The following is a 16,674-nucleotide window of genomic DNA, read 5'->3' as shown; positions in this document are numbered from 1 at the left end:
TTTGTCATGTATCAGGCGCGCGGCAGCTTCCGCCGGCTAGGTCAGTCCCATTCGAGTCCTCCCCGGCGCCAGTCATAGGCGTAGGCGACACCGATGAGGCCGACGAAGACGGCCATCTGCGCGAGCCCGAACATCCCCAGTGCGTCGAAGTGCACGGCCCAGGGATAAAGAAAGACGATCTCGATGTCGAAGATGATGAAGAGCATCGCCGTCAGGTAGTACTTCACCGGGAAGCGACCACCGCCGACGGGTTGCGGGGTCGGCTCCACACCGCACTCGTACGCGGACAACTTGGCCCGGTTGTAGCGCTTGGGACCGACGATCGATGCGAGCACCAGGGACACCACAACGAAGCCCGCCCCGAGGGCCCCCAGTACGAGGATGGGAACGTACGCGTTCACCGCACCTCGCTCCTTCCAGTCAACGGCGACTGCCAGCGATGAAGATCAGATCTATGTGAGTCAGTTCACAAGGCTGGTGAGCATCCTAAGCCCGGGCCCTGTGACCTTCGACACTGGGGCACCGACCAAGTTTGTGATCTCTCCCACCCGACGAAGACGACGAACCCAAGGTAAGCCACCCCACTGACACTCAACGCGACGAGTCCGATACGGACCGCCAAATCCGGAAGTAGCGGGGCGCGGTATCCAGCCGCCGCCTTTACCACTACATGGTCAGTACAAGCAAATTCGCAGCTGAAATGGGTATCTGGTATATGGCGAGCGGTGCCTGACATATCCCTGACCACCGTCGTCCTGCTCTGCCTCGCCGCCGCCCTCGCGGGCTGGATCGACGCGGTGGTGGGCGGCGGAGGTCTGCTGCTGCTCCCCGCCCTGCTCATCGGCTTCCCGAACCTCGCCCCGACGTACGCGCTCGGCACCAACAAGGCCGTGGCGATCACCGGTACCTCGATCGCGGCCGTCACCTACGCGCGCCGGACCCGCCTCGATCCGGCCCTCGCGGCCCGGCTCGCCGGCCTCGCCCTGCTCTCGGCGGGCGGCGGCGCGCTGTTCGCATCCGCGGTGAACAAGGAGATCCTGCAACCGCTGATCATGGTCGTCCTGCTCGGCGTGGCCGCGTTCGTCGTCTGGAAACCGCGCTTCGGCACCGAGGCCACCGGCCGCGAAGTCACCCGCAAGCGCCGCCTGCTGGCCCTCGCCGTGGCCGGGATCGGGGTCGCCTTCTACGACGGGCTGATCGGCCCGGGAACCGGCACCTTCCTGGTCATATCCCTGGTGGCGATCCTCCATCTCGACATGCTCACCGCGTCCGCCACGGCCAAGGTCGTGAATGTCGGCACAAACCTGGGCGCCCTGCTGGTGTTCGGCGCGGCCGGCACCGTGCTGTGGAAACTGGCGGCCGGTATGGCGGCGTTCAACATGGCGGGCGGCTGGATCGGCGCCCACATGGCGGTGCGCAAGGGCAGCGGCTTCGTGCGCGCGGTGCTGCTCGTGGTCGTGACGGCGCTGGTGCTGCGCCTCGCGTACGACCAGTGGTGGTCGTGACGTGCGCCACGGCGGGTCACAACTGACGCTCCGACAGATTGCCCGGGGGTCCGCCGCGTGCTAGCCAAACGGGCATTCCGGACAACGTCCAGCATACGAGCGTCGAGTCAATCGCCGGGCGAGCGCCAGCACCAGGGAGCAAAAAGGACCAAGCCACCCATTCCAAACGCCGTTTATCGCACCTGTGGCTCACGCCACAACAATTGAGAACAACCGGACATCACTGGTACGGATGATGTCCATGTCCCCAATCCGTTACCGAGGCCGGCACCGCAAGCCGTCCCGTGCCAGCACTCTGATACGCGGCGGAGTCCTCTCCGGCGTGGTCGGCACCGTCGCCGTCACCGGGGCCGCCACGCCCGCCAACGCGGCCGAGGACCCCGTGGAGACGACCGCAGAGCTCCGCGCCCTGAACGAGATCCTCTCCACCTCCGGCAGCCAGGCGGCCCGGGCCACCGAGACGTACGCCGATCTGTCCGGCCTGCGCCAGCAGCACCAGCGCGCCGAACAGCGCGCCTTCGCCACCGCCCAGCAGGCCGCCGCCGAGCAGCGCGCCGAGGAAGAGGCCGCGGCCGAGGCCGCCGCCGAGGAGGCCCGCCGCGCGGCCGAGGAGGCCGCCGCCGAGCGCGAGGCCGAGGAAGCCGCCTCCCGCTCCGCCGAACGCACCACCCTGGCCGCCGCCTCCGCGCCCGCGGCCACCGAGTCCGCCCCCGCGCCGGCCCCCGCCCCCAGCGGCAGCGCCGCCGCGGTCGTCGCCTTCGCCCAGGCCCAGCTCGGCGACGCCTACGTCATGGGCGCCACCGGCCCCGACGCCTGGGACTGCTCCAGCCTGGTCCAGGCGGCCTACGCCTCGGCCGGCGTCTCCCTCCCCCGCACCTCCCAGCCGCAGTCCACCTCCGGCACCCAGGTCTCGCTGAGCAACCTCCAGCCCGGCGACATCCTCTACTGGGGCAGCGCCGGCAGCGCGTACCACGTGGCGATCTACATCGGCGGCGGCCAGTTCATCGGCGCCCAGAACTCCTCCACCGGTGTGGTCCAGCGCGACATGGCCTGGGACACCCCCACCGGAGCCGTCCGCATCCTCTGAACCACCCGTCACACCCGTCGCGAGGGGCCCGGCCGGACGGCCGGGCCCCTCGCGCGCGATGTGAGAAGCGCCTCGGCACCGGCCCGGCGGCGCACGGGTCTCCTACAGTGTCTGTCCATGCTCTACGGCAGATCGGCCGAGTCCGGCACGCTCGACGAGGTGATCGCCCGGGCCCGCGCCGGACACGGCGGAGCAGCCGTCCTGCGCGGCGAGGCCGGAGCCGGCAAGACGGCCCTGCTCGACGCCGCCGCCGGACACGGCACCGACGCCCGCGTCCTGCGCGCCACCGGCGTCGAGGCCGAAGCCGGCCTCGCCTTCGCGGCGCTGCACCAGTTGCTGTGGCCGGTGACCGGCGCACTGGACGCACTGCCCGCACCGCAGCGCGACGCCGTCCGCGCGGCCCTCGGGCTCACCGGGGAGACGGCGGGCGACCCCTACCCGCTGGGCGCCGGCGTGCTCTCGCTGCTGGCCGAGGCCGCCGCCCCGCACGGACTGATCTGCCTCATCGACGACTTCCAGTGGGTCGACCGGGCCTCGGCCCACGCACTGCTGTTCACCGCCCGGCGGCTGGCCACGGAACGGATCGCGCTGCTGTTCGCCGTGCGCGGCGACACCCCGGTGCCCGGGATACCGCTGACGGTCCAGGTCGGAGGACTCCCCCACGCCGCGGCGGCCGAGATGCTGCGCGCCCGGCACGGCGTCCCCTCCGGTGTGGCGCGCGACCTCATCGCCGCCACCGGCGCCAATCCGCTCGCGCTGGACGAGATCGCCGCCCGCCTGTCCCCCGCGCAGCTCGCCGGGACCGCCCCGCTGCCCGACCCGCTGCCCGGGGGCGCCCGGCTGTTCGGCGACCGGGTCGCGGCCCTGTCCCCCGGCGCCGCGCTACTGGCCCGGGTCGCCGCCGTGGAGCCCGAAGTCGGTCCGGCCCTGCGCGCCACCGGCCTGCTGCACGCGGAGGACTCCGGCCGGGCCGGCCCCCTGGCGGACGCCGGCCGTACCGCGCTGGCCGAGCTGGAGGAGGCGGGTCTCGCCGAACTCCACGGCGCCCGGCTGCGCTTCCGTCATCCGCTCATCCGTTCGGCGGTGTACGAGGCGGCCCCCCGCGCCGGACTCCGCCGCGTCCACACCGTCCTGGCACAGCTGACCACCGGCGACCGCCGCGCCTGGCACCTGGCCTCGGCCGCCGTCGGCCCCGACGAGCGGGTCGCCGCCGAGCTGGTGGCCGCCGCGGAGCGGGCACGCGAGCGCGGTGGATACGGCAGCGCCGCCACCGCGCTGGCCAGAGCCGCCGAACTGACACCCGAACCGGGGCCCCGGGCGGTGCGTCTGAAGGACGCCGCCGTCGCCGCCTGGCTCGGCGGACGCCCCGGGCAGGCCGAGTCGCTGCTCGCCGAGGCCCGCGAGCAGCCGGGCACGGACACCGCTCTCGCCCTGGAGATCGCCCGGCTCCGGGGCCGGTTCGAGCTGAACGCCGGTGACGCCACCGAGGCCGTCCGCATCCTGTCCACCGGCGACAGCATCGGGATGCTGGCCGACGCGGCGGAGGCCGCCTCGTACGCCGGCGACACCGCGGCCCTCATCCGGCTGGGGCGCAGGGCCGCGGCGCACCCCCCGGGTTTCCTGCGGGACACGGTGGCCGGGATCGGCCTGGCGCTGGACGGCGACCCGGCCGGCCCCGGCCTGCTGCGGCGGGCGCTGGCACAGGCACGGGCCGGGGAGCCGCGGGAAGCGGCGGAGTACCTGTGGGCGGCAGCCGCCGCCGGACAGCTCGGCGAGACGGACCTGGCCGCCGGGATGGCCGAGCGCGCCGGACGGGTGGCGAGGGTGTCCGGGATGACCGGGCAACTGCCCGTGGTGCTGGAGTTCGTGGCGACGGCCGAACGGCTGGCGGGCCGGCTCGCGAGCAGCCGGGCGGTCTCCGAGGAGGGCCTGGCGCTGGCCAGGGAGGCCGGATACCCGAACACCGTGGCCGCCCATCTGGCCAACCTGGCGGTGGTGGCGGCGCTGCGGGGCGAGCAGGAGGACTGCGAACGGCTGGCGCGGGAGGCGCTGGCCATCGCCGTACCGCACCGGGTGGGCCTGCGGGCCGGAGTCGCCGGGTACGCGCGGGCGCTGCTGGATCTGGGGCTGGGCCGGCACGCGGCGGCGCACGAACGGTTCACCGCCCTCACGGCGGCGGGCCCGGGAGCCACCTCGCCCGCGGTGGTGTGGCGCATCGCGCCCGATCACATCGAGGCCGCCCTGGGCGCGGGCGAGGAGGCGGCGGCGCGGGAGGTGCTCGCGGCGTACGAACGCTCCTCGGCGCACGCCACGACACCCGAGTCACGGGCGCTGCTGGCCCGCTGCCGGGGGCTGGCCCACTCCCGCGCGGAGGACCTCGCCGAGGCCCTGCGGCTGCACACCAACACCTTCGAGGCGGCCAGGACGGCGCTGCTGCTGGGCGAGCGGCTGCGCCGCGCACGGCGTCCCGCCGAGGCCCGCGGGCAGCTGCGCCGGGCCGCCGAGACGTTCGAGCGGGCGGGCGCCGGGCCGTGGGCGCGGCGCGCCCGGGACGAGCTGCGGGCGGCGGGCGGGGGCGGACCGGCGCCGGTACCCGCGGTCCTGGACGCGCTGACCCCGCAGGAACTGCGCATCGCGGGCCTGGTCGCCGAAGGGCTGTCGAGCAAGCGGATCGCCGACCGGCTGTTCCTGAGCCCGCGCACCGTCGAGTACCACCTGTACAAGATCTACCCGAAGCTCGGCATCGGCTCCCGTACGGAGCTGGCACGACTGGTGGTTCTACGGAAGGCACCGGTACCGGAGGCGGACAGACTCTGAGGCATGAGTGATGTACATCTGTGGAGCGAGGAGTTCGGCGCGGCGACGGACGCGCCGATCCTGTTGATCATGGGGTCGATGTCGCAGGGGGTGCTGTGGCCGGACGCGTTCGCCGGCCGTCTCGTCGCCGGGGGCCGCCGGGTGATCCGGTACGACCACCGGGACACCGGGAAGTCGGAGACCGTCGACTTCGCGGCGCACCCGTACACCTGGGAGGACATCAAGAACGACGTCCACCGGGTGCTGGACGCCCACGGCCTGGGCAGCGCGCACCTGGTCTGCCATTCGGCGGGCGGGCTGCTGGGCCAGCTCATCGCGGTGGAGCGGCCGGACCGGGTGCGCTCGCTGACCGTCATCGGCTCCTCGCCGCTGGGCGGCGGCGAAGGGCAGGTGATCCTGCGGGCGCTGACCGGCGAGCCGCAGGAGGAGGGCAGCCTGCCCGCGCCGACCGCCGCGTTCACCGCCTTCTACCGGGCGCTGCTGACCGCCCCGCCGCCGCAAGGCCGGCGCGCGCTGATCGACGGCATGGTCGCCGAGCAGCGGGTGCTGCACGGCACCGGCCTGCCCTTCGACGAGGACGCGGCGCGCCGCCTCCAGGAACGGATCCACGACCGCGCCAACGACCTGTCGGCGGCGGCCAACCACCGGCTGGCCGCGGCGGCCGGCCCCGGCTTCGAGCCGGTGGGCGTCCTGCACCGGGTGACAGCGCCCACGCTGGTCGTCGAGGGCAGCCACGAGCCGGTGAAGCCGGGTCACGGAGCCCTGATCGCGCAACGGATCCCGGGCGCACGGCTGATGACCGTGCCGGGCATGGGCCACACCCTGCCCCCCGAGACCCACGAGCAACTGGCCACGGCCGTCCTCACCCACACGGCGGAGTGAGGCCGTGCCACGCGGTCGCCGGCCGGCCGTCCAGGTGTGTGGCATGAACCGTCATGCCTCGGACGGTAGGGCGTGACACCGGTGTGAAGGTCGAGCCCGGCGGCCGGCCCGGCCGTTATGCGCGGGGGGTGATCTTGGTGAGCCCGTTGATCAGCCGGTCCATGGCGTCGCCGCCGCGCGGGTCGGTCAGGTTGGCCATCAGCTTGACCGTGAAGCGCATCAGCAGCGGATGGCTGAGCCCGCGCTCGGTGGCGATCTTCATGATCTGCGGGTTGCCGATCAGCTTCACGAAGGCCCGGCCGAGCGTGTAGTAGCCGCCGTAGGTCTCCTGGAGCGTCTTCGGGTACGCGCGCAGCGTCAGCTCCCGCTGGGCGGGCGACTGCCGCGCCATCGCCTGGACGATCACCTCGGCCGCGATCTGGCCGGACTCCATGGCGTACGCGATGCCCTCGCCGTTGAACGGGTTGACCAGGCCGCCGGAGTCGCCGACCAGCATCAGCCCGCGCGAGTAGTGCGGCTTGCGGTTGAACGCCATGGGCAGCGCGGCGCCGCGGATCGGGCCCGACATGTTCTCGGGGGTGTAGCCCCACTCCTCGGGCATCGAGGCGCACCACGCCTTGAGCACCTCGCGCCAGTCCAGTTCGCGGAAGGCGCTGGAGCTGTTGAGGATGCCGAGGCCGACGTTGGAGGTGCCGTCGCCCATGCCGAAGATCCAGCCGTAGCCGGGCAGCAGCCGGGGCTCGGGGCCGCGCCGGTCCCACAGCTCCAGCCAGGCCTCCAGATAGTCGTCGTCGTGCCGCGGGCTGGTGAAGTAGGTGCGCACGGCGACGCCCATCGGGCGCTTGTCGTCGCGGTGCAGGCCCATGGCGAGGGAGAGCCGGGAGGAGTTGCCGTCGGCGGCGACCACCACCGGGGCGCGGAAGGTGACGTTCCGTTTCTCCTCGCCCAGTTTGGCCGTCACGCCCACGATGCGGCCGGCGGCGCGGTCGTCCTGGACGGGGCCGGTCACGTTGCACCGCTCGAAGAGCTGGGCGCCGGCCTTCTCGGCCTGCCGCGCGAGCAGTTCGTCGAAGTCCTCGCGGCGGCGCACCAGTCCGTAGTCGGGGAAGGCGGCCAGCTCGGGCCAGGGCAGTTCGAGCCGGTGTCCGCCGCCGATGATGCGCAGGCCCTTGTTGCGCAGCCAGCCCGCCTCCTCGGAGACGTCGATGCCCATGGCGACGAGTTGCTTGGTGGCGCGCGGGGTCAGGCCGTCGCCGCAGACCTTCTCGCGGGGGAAGGCGGTCTTCTCCAGCAGCAGGACGTCGAGCCCGGCGCGGGCGAGGTGGTACGCGGTCGTGGAGCCGGCCGGTCCGGCCCCGACGACGATCACATCAGCGGTGTGTTCGGAAGCGCTTGCATCGATGTCGGCCACGGTCGGCTCTCCCCATCGGTCCGGGTTCGGCGGCTACGAGTCTATGAGCGGATCAGGGTGCGGGCGGGTGGGACGGGTTCAGCCGGCGGCCGGCTTGGTGCCCCGGTGCAGGGCCACGATGCCACCGGTGAGGTCGCGCCAGGCCACCCGCTCCCAGCCGGCCTTCTGGAGCAGCGCCGCCAGGGCGGGCTGGTCGGGCCAGGCGCGGATGGACTCGGCGAGATAGACGTACGCGTCCGGGCTGGAGGAGACCTTTTCGGCCACCGGAGGCAACCCGCGCATCAGGTACTCCGTGTAAAGGGTGCGGAACGGCGCCCAGGTGGGGTGGCTGAATTCGCACACCACCACCCGGCCGCCCGGCCGGGTGACACGCAGCAGCTCGCGCAGCGCGGCGTCCGTGTCCTGGACGTTGCGCAGCCCGAAGGAGATGGTCACCTTGTCGAACACATCGTTCCGGAACGGCAGCCTGGTGGCGTCTCCCGCGGTGAACGGCAGCCAGGGCTCGCGCCGCTTGCCCTCGTTCAACATCCCGGTGCTGAAGTCGCACGGCACGGTGTACGCGCCGGCGGCGGCGAAGGGCAGGGAGGAGGTGCCGGTGCCGGCGGCGAGGTCGAGGACCCGCTCGCCGGGGCGGGCGTCGACGGCGCGGGCGACGGCCTTGCGCCAGCGGCGGTTCTGGCCGAGCGCCAGCACGTCGTTGGTGAGGTCGTATTTCGCGGCCACCGCGTCGAACATGGCGGCGACTTCACGGGGCTGCTTGTCCAACGTGGCACGAGTCACCCCCCCATTGTCGCGGGTCACCTCGCGCGGTGGCGGGCAGGGTCCCCCGGGTGTCCGCCGAGGCAGGCGGAATGATCATCGTGTTGTAGCGTCAACGCCGATGCCTTCCGTAGACCGAACCATCCGCCGTGCGGGGCGCGCCGTCCTGCGGCGCCGCCGGCTCCAGCGGCGCAGACGTGCGGTCGCCCTGTTCGCCGCCGCCGGCCTCGTCCTGCTGCTCGCGCTCGGATTGGGCGCCCGGCTGGTGCTGGGGGGCGGGGACGAGGACGGGGCCGGTGAGCCGGCCGCCGCGCCGCCCTCGCCCACCGAGGAGCCCGGGCCGGACCCGGAACCCGACCCCGAGCCGGAGCCCGAGCCGGACCCGGAGCCCGAGCCGATCGACATCCCGCCGACCGGCCCCGGCACCTTCCGCACCGCGCCCGCCACCGGACACCAGGTGGGCGAGGGCACCGTGCGCCGCTACATGGTGCAGATCGAGGACGGCATCGACCTCGACCCGGTGGAGACGGCCGAGGAGATCGAGACGATCCTGGCCGATCCGCGCGGCTGGACCACCGACGGGGTGAGCGCCTTCCAGCTGGCCGAGGAGGGCCCGGTCGACTTCACGGTGAAGGTCGCCACGCCCGGCACGGTCGACGACATCTGCGGCGAGTACGGCCTGGACACCGGCGGCGAGGTCAACTGCCAGGTGGGCCAGACGGTGGTGGTCAACCTGCTGCGCTGGATGGAGGGCTCGCCCCAGTTCCCGGGTCCGGTGACCGAGTACCGGGCGCTCATCATCAACCACGAGGTGGGCCACCGCCTCGGCCACGGTCACGAGGGCTGCCCCGAGGAGGGCGCGCTCGCCCCGGCGATGATGCAGCAGATCAAGGGGCTGAACGGCTGCGTGGCCAACGCCTGGCCGTACGACGAGGACGGCCGGTACATCAGCGGCCCGTCCGTTCCCTGAAGCGTCCGGGGGACGTTCGGGCGTCGGACCGTTGACCGGCTTACACCGTACGAGGGATTTGGGGCGGATCGGGATGAAGAGGGGACCGGCGTCCCACTAGCGTGGCCTGCCGGTTCCGTATCGCTTCTTCCTACCCCAAGCAGGTGGATTCATGGGCTCCCACTCCCGCCCCTCCCGTCCCGTGCTGCGGATCGCAGCCGTCACCGCCGCCGCCACCGGCGCCGTGGTCGCCGGTGGCGGGGCCGCCTCGGCGAGCACGGCCACGGACAACATCGGCGCGGCGCTGACCGGGGTCGACACCGCGCTGACCTACGGCCTGGCCGGTCCGCTGGACCTCCAGCTGTACCCGATGGCCGGTACCGGCGTGGACCCGCTGACCAACGGGCTGAACACCCAGGTCGCCGACTTCCAGTCGGTGGGCACCACGACCCTCACCCAGCCGCTGACGGACGGCGCCTCCGCCAAGGACGTGCTCGGCGGCCTGACCGCCCCCGTCACCTCGCTGCTCGGCGGGCTGCCGCTGCTCGGCGGCGGCAGCTGAGACCCCGCTCGTCCGCGCCGGGCCACCGCGGCCCGGCGCGGCGCGGCGGCGTCAGCGGGCGTCGAGCAGCTTCAGCTCCGGGTGCGCGGTGCCGCCCTCGATGGCGGTGGACGACAGGTGGGAGACCACGCGGTCGTCGACCGGGTCGTTCGCCGGGTCGTCGTGCACCACCAGGTGCTCGTACGTGGTGGCCCGCTGCGCCGGGACGCGGCCGGCGGTGCGGATCAGGTCGATCAGCTCCAGCCGGTTGGACCGGTGCTTGGCTCCGGCCGAGGAGACGACGTTCTCCTCCAGCATCACCGAGCCGAGGTCGTCCGCGCCGTAGTGCAGTGTCAGCTGGCCCACGTCCTTGCCGGTGGTCAGCCACGAGCCCTGGATGTGCGCCACGTTGTCCAGGAAGAGCCGGGCGATCGCGATCAGCCGCAGGTACTCGAAGATGGTCGCCTGGGTGCGGCCCTTCAGGTGGTTGTTCTCCGGCTGGTAGGTGTACGGGATGAACGCCCGGAAGCCGCCGGTGCGGTCCTGCACGTCGCGGATCATCCGCAGGTGCTCGATCCGCTCGGCGTTCGTCTCACCGGTGCCCATCAGCATGGTGGACGTCGACTCGACCCCCAGGCCGTGCGCCGTCTCCATGATCTCCAGCCAGCGCTCGCCGGACTCCTTCAGCGGGGCGATCGCCTTCCGCGGGCGCTCCGGCAGCAGTTCGGCCCCGGCGCCCGCGAACGAGTCCAGGCCCGCCGCGTGGATGCGCCGGATGGCCTCCTCGGCCGACACCCCGGAGATCCGCGCCATGTGCTCGATCTCGGAGGCGCCCAGCGAGTGGATCACCAGCTGCGGGAAGGCGGCCTTGATGGCGGAGAAGTGCTGCTCGTAGTACTCGACGCCGTAGTCCGGGTGGTGCCCGCCCTGGAACATGATCTGGGTGCCGCCCAGTTCCACCGTCTCCGCGCAGCGCCGCAGGATGTCGTCCAGGTCCCGGGTCCACACGTCCGGGCTCTTCGGCGCGGCGTAGAAGGCACAGAACTTGCAGGCCGTGACGCAGGCGTTGGTGTAGTTGATGTTCCGCTCGATGATGTACGTGGCGATGTGCTCGATGCCCGCGTACCGCTTACGGCGCGCCGCGTCCGCCGCGCGCCCCAGCGCGTGCAGCGGGGCGCTGCGGTAGAGCTCCAGCGCCTCCTCCGGACTGATCCGGCCGCCGTCGGCGGCTCGGTCGAGCGCGGACTTGAGCTGAGCACTCAGGGCCATGGCGGGCGTCCCTCCGGCGGGCGGATACAGGGTGGTCGATACCGGAAGCCAGCGTACGCCAGGGGCTAACCGGGGCGATTGAGCACTCCCCGCGCACCGCTGTCCGGGTGGACGCTGGTGTACCGCAGCACCTGCCCGTCCCCGTCCAGCCGCAGGATCATCCGGAACGTGTCGGTCACACAGACGCCGGGCGTGGACTCCCCGGTGTCCACCAGCGCGTCGAAGACCGCCTCCTCCTCGCTCACCTCGGTCAGCGTCATCCGGTCCACGCAGGTGGAGATGTTCAGCAGATCGCGGGTGGACGCGTGGCCGACCTCCTCGCCGACCACGCCCTCCCCCAGGGTCAGCGTCATCCGGCCGCCGGGGATGCCGAGATCGAGGGTCAGGTCGCCGACCCACTCCCCGTGGAACGCCTCGGGCAGCGCGTCGGCCACCGGCGCCGGTTCGGGGGTGGGTGCGGGGGCCGGTTCCTCCTCGCCGCCGGGGCGGGTGAAGGCGTACAGCCCGCCGCCCGCGAGGCCGAGCACCAGTACGGCGGCCAGCACCGCCCGTATCCCGCGCCCGCGCCGGGTACGGGTCCCGGCGGGCGCGGGCGGCGCGGGCGGCGGGCCCGGCGGCGGCAGCGGGATCGCCGGCCCGAACCCGGCGGCCGGCGCGGGCGGCACCGGGGACGGCGGCGGTACGGGTCCGGCGGGCGCGGGCACGCTTTCCCCGCCCGCCCCGGGCCCTTCGCCGCCCGGCTCCGCCGGAACGTCCAGATCCAGCAGCGCGGTGGCCCGGCGGCCGATCCCCTCGACCACCTCCGGCGGCAGCCACCCGGCCCGGATCAGCGGCCCGGCCCCGCCCTCCCCCGCCAGCGCCCGCGCGACCTCCGCGAGCGGCGGGCGGGCGGCCGGCTCCTTGGCGAGCATCGCGGCGGCGAGCCCGCGCAGCGCGGCCGGGACGCCGGTCAGTTCGGGCGCCTGGTGCACCACCTGGTACAGCACCTGGGTCACCGACTCGCCGGGGAACGGCGGCCGGCCGCCCGCCGCGTACACCAGCACGGATCCCAGCGAGAACACGTCCGTGGCCGGCCCCGGCGCCCCGGCCTGCCCGGCCTCCGCTCCCAGCACCTGCTCGGGCGACATGTACGCGGGCGAGCCGAGGGAGACCCCGGTGGCGGTCAGTTCGCCCGCCGCGTCCGCCGCCCGCGCGATCCCGAAGTCGATCAGCCGGGGGCCGTCCACCGCGAGCAGCACGTTGGACGGCTTGACGTCCCGGTGCACCAGACCGTGCCCGTGCACCGCCGCCAGCGCCTCGGCCAGTCCCGCGCCCAGCGCCCGTACCGTGGCGAGCGGCAGCGGCCCGCCCTCCGCGACGGTGCGCCGCAGATCGGGCCCGGCCACGTAGCCGGTGGCCACCCACGGCAGTTCGGCGTCCGGGTCGGCGTCCAGCACCGGCGCCGTGTACGCGCCGGAGCCGCCCACCAGCCGGGCCGCCGCCACCTCCCGGGCGAACCGGGCGCGGAACTGCTCGTCGGCCGCGAACTGCCGGTGCACCACCTTCACCGCGACCGTGCGGCCCCCGGCGCTGCGGCCGAGGTACACCCGGCCCATGCCGCCCCGGTCGAGCCGGCGCAGCAGCCGGTACCCGCCCACGGACGGCGGGTCCTCCCGGGTCAGCGGCTCCAACGTCATCCCCTCCGTCAGCCGGGCGGCAGCAGCCGCACCCGGTCCGCACCGTCGAACCCGATCCGGCGGGCGAACTCCCGGGCCCCGCCCAGCTGCCGCTCGCCGAACCGGAAGTCCAGGGTGGTGAAGTACCGTTCCAGCACGGCGGCGTCGAAGGACTCCCAGCGGGCGGCCTGCTCGGCCACCTTGGAGACCTCGGCCAGCGACAGATCGCGGGAGGCGAGGAACGCCCGGTGCACCTCGCGCACCGTCTCCTCCTCGCGTTCCAGGTAGTCCGGGCGCACCGCCCACACGGCGAACACGAACGGCAGCCCGGTCCACTCGTGCCACATCCGCCCCAGGTCGTGCACCTGGAGGCCGAGCCGGGGCGCGTCGTGCAGGGCGGCGCGCAGCGCGGCGTCCCCGATGAGGACGGCGGCGTCCGCCTCCTGCATCATCAGCCCGAGGTCGGGCGGACAGGTGTAGTAGTCGGGGCTGACGCCGTACCGCTCGGCGAGCAGCAGCCGGGCCAGGCGCACGGAGGTGCGCGAGGTGGAACCGAGCGCCACCCGCGCCCCGTCCAGTTGCTCCAGCGGCACCTGGGAGACGATCACGCAGGACATCACCGGGCCGTCGCAGCCCACGGCGATGTCGGGGAGGGCGACGAGTTCGTCCGCGTGCCGCAGATATTCGACGAGGGTGACGGGGCCGATGTCGAGTTCCCCGGCGACCAGGCGTTCGCTCAGCTTCTCGGGGGTGTCCTTGGTGAGTTCCAGATCCAGCAGGGTGCCGGTCCTCGCCAGGCCCCAGTACAGGGGGAGACAGTTCAGAAACTGAATGTGCCCGACTCGGGGACGGGTCCGGGGGTGTGTACTCACCCCTGTGAGGGTACGCCTGGTGTCATGCGAGCCGACCGCCAGTTGCGATTCCCCCCGACGGGGGACTTCCATCCTTCCGGTCGTGCACACAGCGTGCTACGCTCGCAGCAAGTTGCAGTTTGGTTTCCCTTGCAGTACGAGCCTGCGGAGCATGTAACCGCGGGCTTTCGTCGTTTTCAGACTTCTTGCAGGTTCTGGAGCAGGGCGACCCTTATAGGCCCAGGGAGGGCTTATGGCTACCGGAACCGTCAAGTGGTTCAACGCCGAGAAGGGCTTCGGCTTCATTGCCCAGGACGGCGGCGGCCCCGATGTCTTCGTCCACTACTCCGCCATCAACGCCTCTGGCTTCCGCTCGCTTGAGGAGAGCCAGCAGGTGACCTTCGACGTCACCCAGGGTCCGAAGGGCCCGCAGGCCGAGAACGTCACCCCGGCCTGATCCGTCGCCCCAGGGCGTCGAACGCAGTACCCAAGGAGCCCCCGCCCGGCGCGGGGGCTCCTGCCTTTGCGCGCAGCCGCAGAACCGGGGCCCGGCCGCCGGCGTCCCTGTCATGCGTGCGACAGATAAAGCGAACCGGCCCTCCCGCGCCGCCTCCGGAAGCGGGAACCTTGCGGCTGATGGCGGCGGTGTTCACCGACGTCCTTTTCGCGCTCGGGGCGGGGGTGGCGCTGGCCCGGGCATTGTTCCCGGATACCGGTGGAGCCGGTGAATTCCTCGCGCCGGCCCTCACCGCGCTGGCCCTCTCCTGCGTCAATCATGTGATTCTCGTCCTGCTCTTTCGGGCGAGCCTCGGAAAACTGCTCTGGGGCCTGCGGGTGGTCCGGGTGACCGATGCCGGACGCCCGCGTTTCCTGCGCGCGGTACGGCGTTGGCTCTTCGGTTACCTTTTCTTCATCCTGATCGTGCTCCTGGAGGACGCCGACGCCATCGGGGAGGCGTGCGGGCTGCGCACGGTGCGCCGCCGGGACCTACGCTCTTAGCTGAATTCTCCCCCGGCCCCGGTCCCCCGGCCCGGCTCACCGGCCCCCGCGGTACAGGTTCTCGACCGGCTCGGTATGGTCGCGCAGCACCGCCGTGCGGCGCAGGGTACCCGCCGGGGTCAGATAGCCGGAGGCCACCGTGAACGGGCGGGGCAACAGGTGGAAGCGGTGGACGCGGCCCGCCTCGTCGATCACCCGCTGGATGTGGCGCAGCAGTTCGGGGTCCTCGGCCATCCGCTCGGCCGCCGCCGGGCGGCGGCCGGCCGCGCGCAGCCACTGGGCGAGCCCTTCGGGGTCGAGGGTCAGCAGCGCGGTGAGGTAGGGACGTCCCTCACCGGCCACCACGCAGTGGCCGATCACCGGATCGGCGCGGATGGCCTCCTCCAGCGGCCCCGGCGAGAAGCGGGCGCCGTCCGCCAGGGTGATCAGGTCCTGCTTGCGGCCGTGCACCGTGAGGTAGCCGTCCTCGTCCAGCGCGCCGAGGTCCCCGGTGGGCAGCCAGCCGCCGGAGCCGGTGACGGGGCGGATGCTGCGGGTGCGGGAGTCCCAGTAGCCGCTGCAGATCTGCCCGCCGCGCAGCAGGATCTCGCCGTCCTCGGCGATGCGCACCGCCGTACCCGGCAGCGGCCAGCCCACGGTGCCGAGCCGCGGGGCGTGCGGCGGGGCGAGGACGGCACCGGCGGCGGTCTCGGTGAGGCCGTAGCTCTCGTGCACCGGGATGCCGACGCCCTCGTAGAAGGTGGCCAGCGAGCGGCTGAGCGGGGCACCGCCGCACAGCACGTGGCGGACCTCGCCGCCCAGCGCCTCGCGCACCCGCCGGTAGACGCCGGCCTCGTACAGCGAGCGGCCGGCCCGCAGGCTGAGCCCGGGTCCGTCGCCGGTGCCGTGCTGCTCGGCGGCGACGGCGGCGCCGATGCGCCGCGCGAGCGCGGCGGCCCGGTCGAACGCGGCGGCCCGGCCGGCCTCTTCGGCGGTGGCCCGGGTGGTGTGGTGGACGCGTTCCAGCAGCCGGGGGGTGGTGACCAGGAAGGTGGGCCGGAACCCGGCCAGGTCCGGCAGCGCGTCGGCGTCCGGCGCGTGGCCGAGCCGGATCCGGGCCCGTACGCAGCCCAGCGCGACGGTCCGGCCCAGCGCGTGGGCCAGCGGCAGGGTCAGCAGGGTGGCGGCGGGCCGGTCGGTGAGGGAGCGGTAGACGGGGTAGAGCAGTTCGATCGTGTTGTCGATCTTGGTGAAGAGATGGGCGTGGGTGAGAACGCAGCCCTGCGGCAGGGCGGCGGTGCCGGAGGTGTGGGTGAGGGTGGCGATGTGGCCGGGGGTCAGGAGCCGGCGGCGTTCGGCGACGGCGGAGTGCGGCAGCCCGCGCCCGGCGGCGGAGATCTGGCCGATGGCGCTGGACTCGTTGCCGTGGATGGCGGTGAGCTGCCACAGGTGTTCCAGGTGCGGCAGTTCGCCGCGGACGGCGGTGAGGGTGCGCGCCTCGTCCACCCCCTCGACCGCGCAGGCCCGGGCCCCGGCGTCGCGCAGGATCCAGCTGACCTGACGGGCGGTGGCGGTGGGATGCACGGGGACGGTGATGAGGCCGGCGGCCCAGGCGGCGAAGTCGAGGAGGGTCCACTCGTACCGGGTGCGGGACATGATGGCGAGCCGGTCGCCGGGGGCGAGCCCGTGGGCGATGAGGCCCTTGGCGACGGCCAGCACCTCGCCGGCGAACTGGGCGCAGGTGACGTCGTACCAGGTGCCGTCCCGGTGCTTGCGGCTGAACGCGACGGCGTCGGGGGCCTGCTGGGCGTTGACGAACGGGATGTCGGCGAGGCTGCCCTGTTCGACGGCGGGCACGAGCGCGGGCAGCGACGCCTCCAGGACGGCGCCGTGGGCGCGGCGCAACCGGGGGCGGGTGACGGGGGGCGGTGGTGCGAGGGGATCTTGCGGTGGCGTCATGGGCACTCCCG

15 protein-coding genes are annotated in these 16,674 nt (G+C 73.4%); 8 read left to right on the top strand and 7 right to left on the bottom strand.

Annotated elements, in window-relative coordinates:
* Window positions 1–41: 41 nt before the first annotated feature.
* A complete protein-coding gene (locus tag BM385_RS25170) occupies window positions 42–401 on the bottom strand; it encodes an NADH-quinone oxidoreductase subunit A (RefSeq protein WP_019435758.1) in 360 nt (119 codons plus the stop codon).
* Window positions 402–725: 324 nt separating this feature from the next.
* Here BM385_RS25170 and BM385_RS25165 point away from each other — a divergent pair, with 324 nt between their 5' ends.
* The 4 genes from BM385_RS25165 to BM385_RS25150 all read left to right on the top strand — a co-directional run bounded on the left by BM385_RS25165 (window position 726) and on the right by BM385_RS25150 (window position 6,291).
* Entirely contained in the window at window positions 726–1,505 is a 780-nt protein-coding gene (locus BM385_RS25165; protein ID WP_093844459.1) for a sulfite exporter TauE/SafE family protein, read from the top strand.
* Window positions 1,506–1,746: 241 nt separating this feature from the next.
* Window positions 1,747–2,592 (top strand): C40 family peptidase, encoded by an 846-nt coding sequence (locus tag BM385_RS25160; RefSeq protein WP_026047777.1) that lies wholly within the window; start codon window positions 1,747–1,749, stop codon window positions 2,590–2,592.
* Between the two features lie 117 nt (window positions 2,593–2,709).
* Window positions 2,710–5,409 carry an AAA family ATPase gene (locus BM385_RS25155; protein WP_093844458.1) on the top strand — a complete coding sequence of 900 codons (2,700 nt, stop codon included), beginning with the start codon at window positions 2,710–2,712 and terminating at the stop codon, window positions 5,407–5,409.
* 3 nt (window positions 5,410–5,412) lie between these two features.
* Complete coding sequence (locus BM385_RS25150; protein ID WP_093844457.1) at window positions 5,413–6,291, top strand: alpha/beta fold hydrolase; 879 nt, start codon at window positions 5,413–5,415, stop codon at window positions 6,289–6,291.
* Window positions 6,292–6,406: 115 nt separating this feature from the next.
* Here the strand turns inward: BM385_RS25150 and BM385_RS25145 are convergent, their stop codons facing one another.
* Both BM385_RS25145 and BM385_RS25140 read right to left on the bottom strand, forming a co-directional pair.
* Window positions 6,407–7,693, bottom strand: a complete 1,287-nt coding sequence (locus tag BM385_RS25145) for a geranylgeranyl reductase family protein (RefSeq protein ID WP_037756615.1) — start codon at window positions 7,691–7,693, stop codon at window positions 6,407–6,409.
* A gap of 87 nt (window positions 7,694–7,780) precedes the next feature.
* Window positions 7,781–8,482 carry a demethylmenaquinone methyltransferase gene (locus BM385_RS25140; RefSeq protein WP_093844456.1) on the bottom strand — a complete coding sequence of 234 codons (702 nt, stop codon included), beginning with the start codon at window positions 8,480–8,482 and terminating at the stop codon, window positions 7,781–7,783.
* A 100-nt stretch (window positions 8,483–8,582) separates the two neighbouring features.
* Between BM385_RS25140 and BM385_RS25135 the strand changes: the two genes are divergently transcribed.
* Together BM385_RS25135 and BM385_RS25130 are read left to right on the top strand one after the other, a co-directional pair.
* Window positions 8,583–9,431 (top strand): DUF3152 domain-containing protein, encoded by an 849-nt coding sequence (locus tag BM385_RS25135; RefSeq protein WP_019435751.1) that lies wholly within the window; start codon window positions 8,583–8,585, stop codon window positions 9,429–9,431.
* A 151-nt stretch (window positions 9,432–9,582) separates the two neighbouring features.
* Complete coding sequence (locus BM385_RS25130; RefSeq protein ID WP_093844455.1) at window positions 9,583–9,972, top strand: hypothetical protein; 390 nt, start codon at window positions 9,583–9,585, stop codon at window positions 9,970–9,972.
* Between the two features lie 51 nt (window positions 9,973–10,023).
* Here the strand turns inward: BM385_RS25130 and mqnC are convergent, their stop codons facing one another.
* The 3 genes from mqnC to BM385_RS25115 all read right to left on the bottom strand — a co-directional run bounded on the left by mqnC (window position 10,024) and on the right by BM385_RS25115 (window position 13,747).
* Complete coding sequence (gene mqnC, locus BM385_RS25125; RefSeq protein WP_019435749.1) at window positions 10,024–11,220, bottom strand: cyclic dehypoxanthinyl futalosine synthase; 1,197 nt, start codon at window positions 11,218–11,220, stop codon at window positions 10,024–10,026.
* A 65-nt stretch (window positions 11,221–11,285) separates the two neighbouring features.
* On the bottom strand, window positions 11,286–12,890 hold the full coding sequence (locus BM385_RS25120) for a serine/threonine-protein kinase (protein ID WP_093844468.1): 1,605 nt from the start codon (window positions 12,888–12,890) through the stop codon (window positions 11,286–11,288).
* A gap of 14 nt (window positions 12,891–12,904) precedes the next feature.
* Window positions 12,905–13,747, bottom strand: coding sequence for a menaquinone biosynthetic enzyme MqnA/MqnD family protein (locus BM385_RS25115; protein ID WP_019435747.1), 843 nt, complete (start codon window positions 13,745–13,747; stop codon window positions 12,905–12,907).
* A 232-nt stretch (window positions 13,748–13,979) separates the two neighbouring features.
* Between BM385_RS25115 and BM385_RS25110 the strand changes: the two genes are divergently transcribed.
* Both BM385_RS25110 and BM385_RS25105 read left to right on the top strand, forming a co-directional pair.
* Complete coding sequence (locus BM385_RS25110; RefSeq protein WP_019435746.1) at window positions 13,980–14,183, top strand: cold-shock protein; 204 nt, start codon at window positions 13,980–13,982, stop codon at window positions 14,181–14,183.
* A 179-nt stretch (window positions 14,184–14,362) separates the two neighbouring features.
* Window positions 14,363–14,725, top strand: a complete 363-nt coding sequence (locus BM385_RS25105) for an RDD family protein (protein WP_093844454.1) — start codon at window positions 14,363–14,365, stop codon at window positions 14,723–14,725.
* Window positions 14,726–14,761: 36 nt separating this feature from the next.
* Here BM385_RS25105 and BM385_RS25100 read toward each other — a convergent pair whose 3' ends face one another.
* Complete coding sequence (locus BM385_RS25100; RefSeq protein WP_175543105.1) at window positions 14,762–16,663, bottom strand: AMP-dependent synthetase/ligase; 1,902 nt, start codon at window positions 16,661–16,663, stop codon at window positions 14,762–14,764.
* Window positions 16,664–16,674 lie beyond the last annotated feature (11 nt).

The sequence above is a fragment of the Streptomyces harbinensis genome (assembly GCF_900116145.1).
Taxonomy (GTDB): Bacteria; Actinomycetota; Actinomycetes; order Streptomycetales; family Streptomycetaceae; genus Streptomyces; species Streptomyces carpaticus.
Note: the sequence above shows the minus strand (reverse complement) of the source record. Positions and strands in the feature narration are given on the sequence as shown.

Excerpts from the sequence above, each read along its gene's own strand:
- BM385_RS25105 (WP_093844454.1), top strand. The coding sequence starts at position 14,363 with ATGGCGGCGGTGTTCACCGACGTCCTTTTCGCGCTCGGGGCGGGGGTG.
- BM385_RS25100 (WP_175543105.1), bottom strand. The coding sequence starts at position 16,663 with ATGACGCCACCGCAAGATCCCCTCGCACCACCGCCCCCCGTCACCCGC.
- BM385_RS25130 (WP_093844455.1), top strand. The coding sequence starts at position 9,583 with ATGGGCTCCCACTCCCGCCCCTCCCGTCCCGTGCTGCGGATCGCAGCC.
- BM385_RS25150 (WP_093844457.1), top strand. The coding sequence starts at position 5,413 with ATGAGTGATGTACATCTGTGGAGCGAGGAGTTCGGCGCGGCGACGGAC.
- mqnC (WP_019435749.1), bottom strand. The coding sequence starts at position 11,220 with ATGGCCCTGAGTGCTCAGCTCAAGTCCGCGCTCGACCGAGCCGCCGAC.
- BM385_RS25160 (WP_026047777.1), top strand. The coding sequence starts at position 1,747 with ATGTCCCCAATCCGTTACCGAGGCCGGCACCGCAAGCCGTCCCGTGCC.
- BM385_RS25155 (WP_093844458.1), top strand. The coding sequence starts at position 2,710 with ATGCTCTACGGCAGATCGGCCGAGTCCGGCACGCTCGACGAGGTGATC.
- BM385_RS25135 (WP_019435751.1), top strand. The coding sequence starts at position 8,583 with ATGCCTTCCGTAGACCGAACCATCCGCCGTGCGGGGCGCGCCGTCCTG.
- BM385_RS25110 (WP_019435746.1), top strand. The coding sequence starts at position 13,980 with ATGGCTACCGGAACCGTCAAGTGGTTCAACGCCGAGAAGGGCTTCGGC.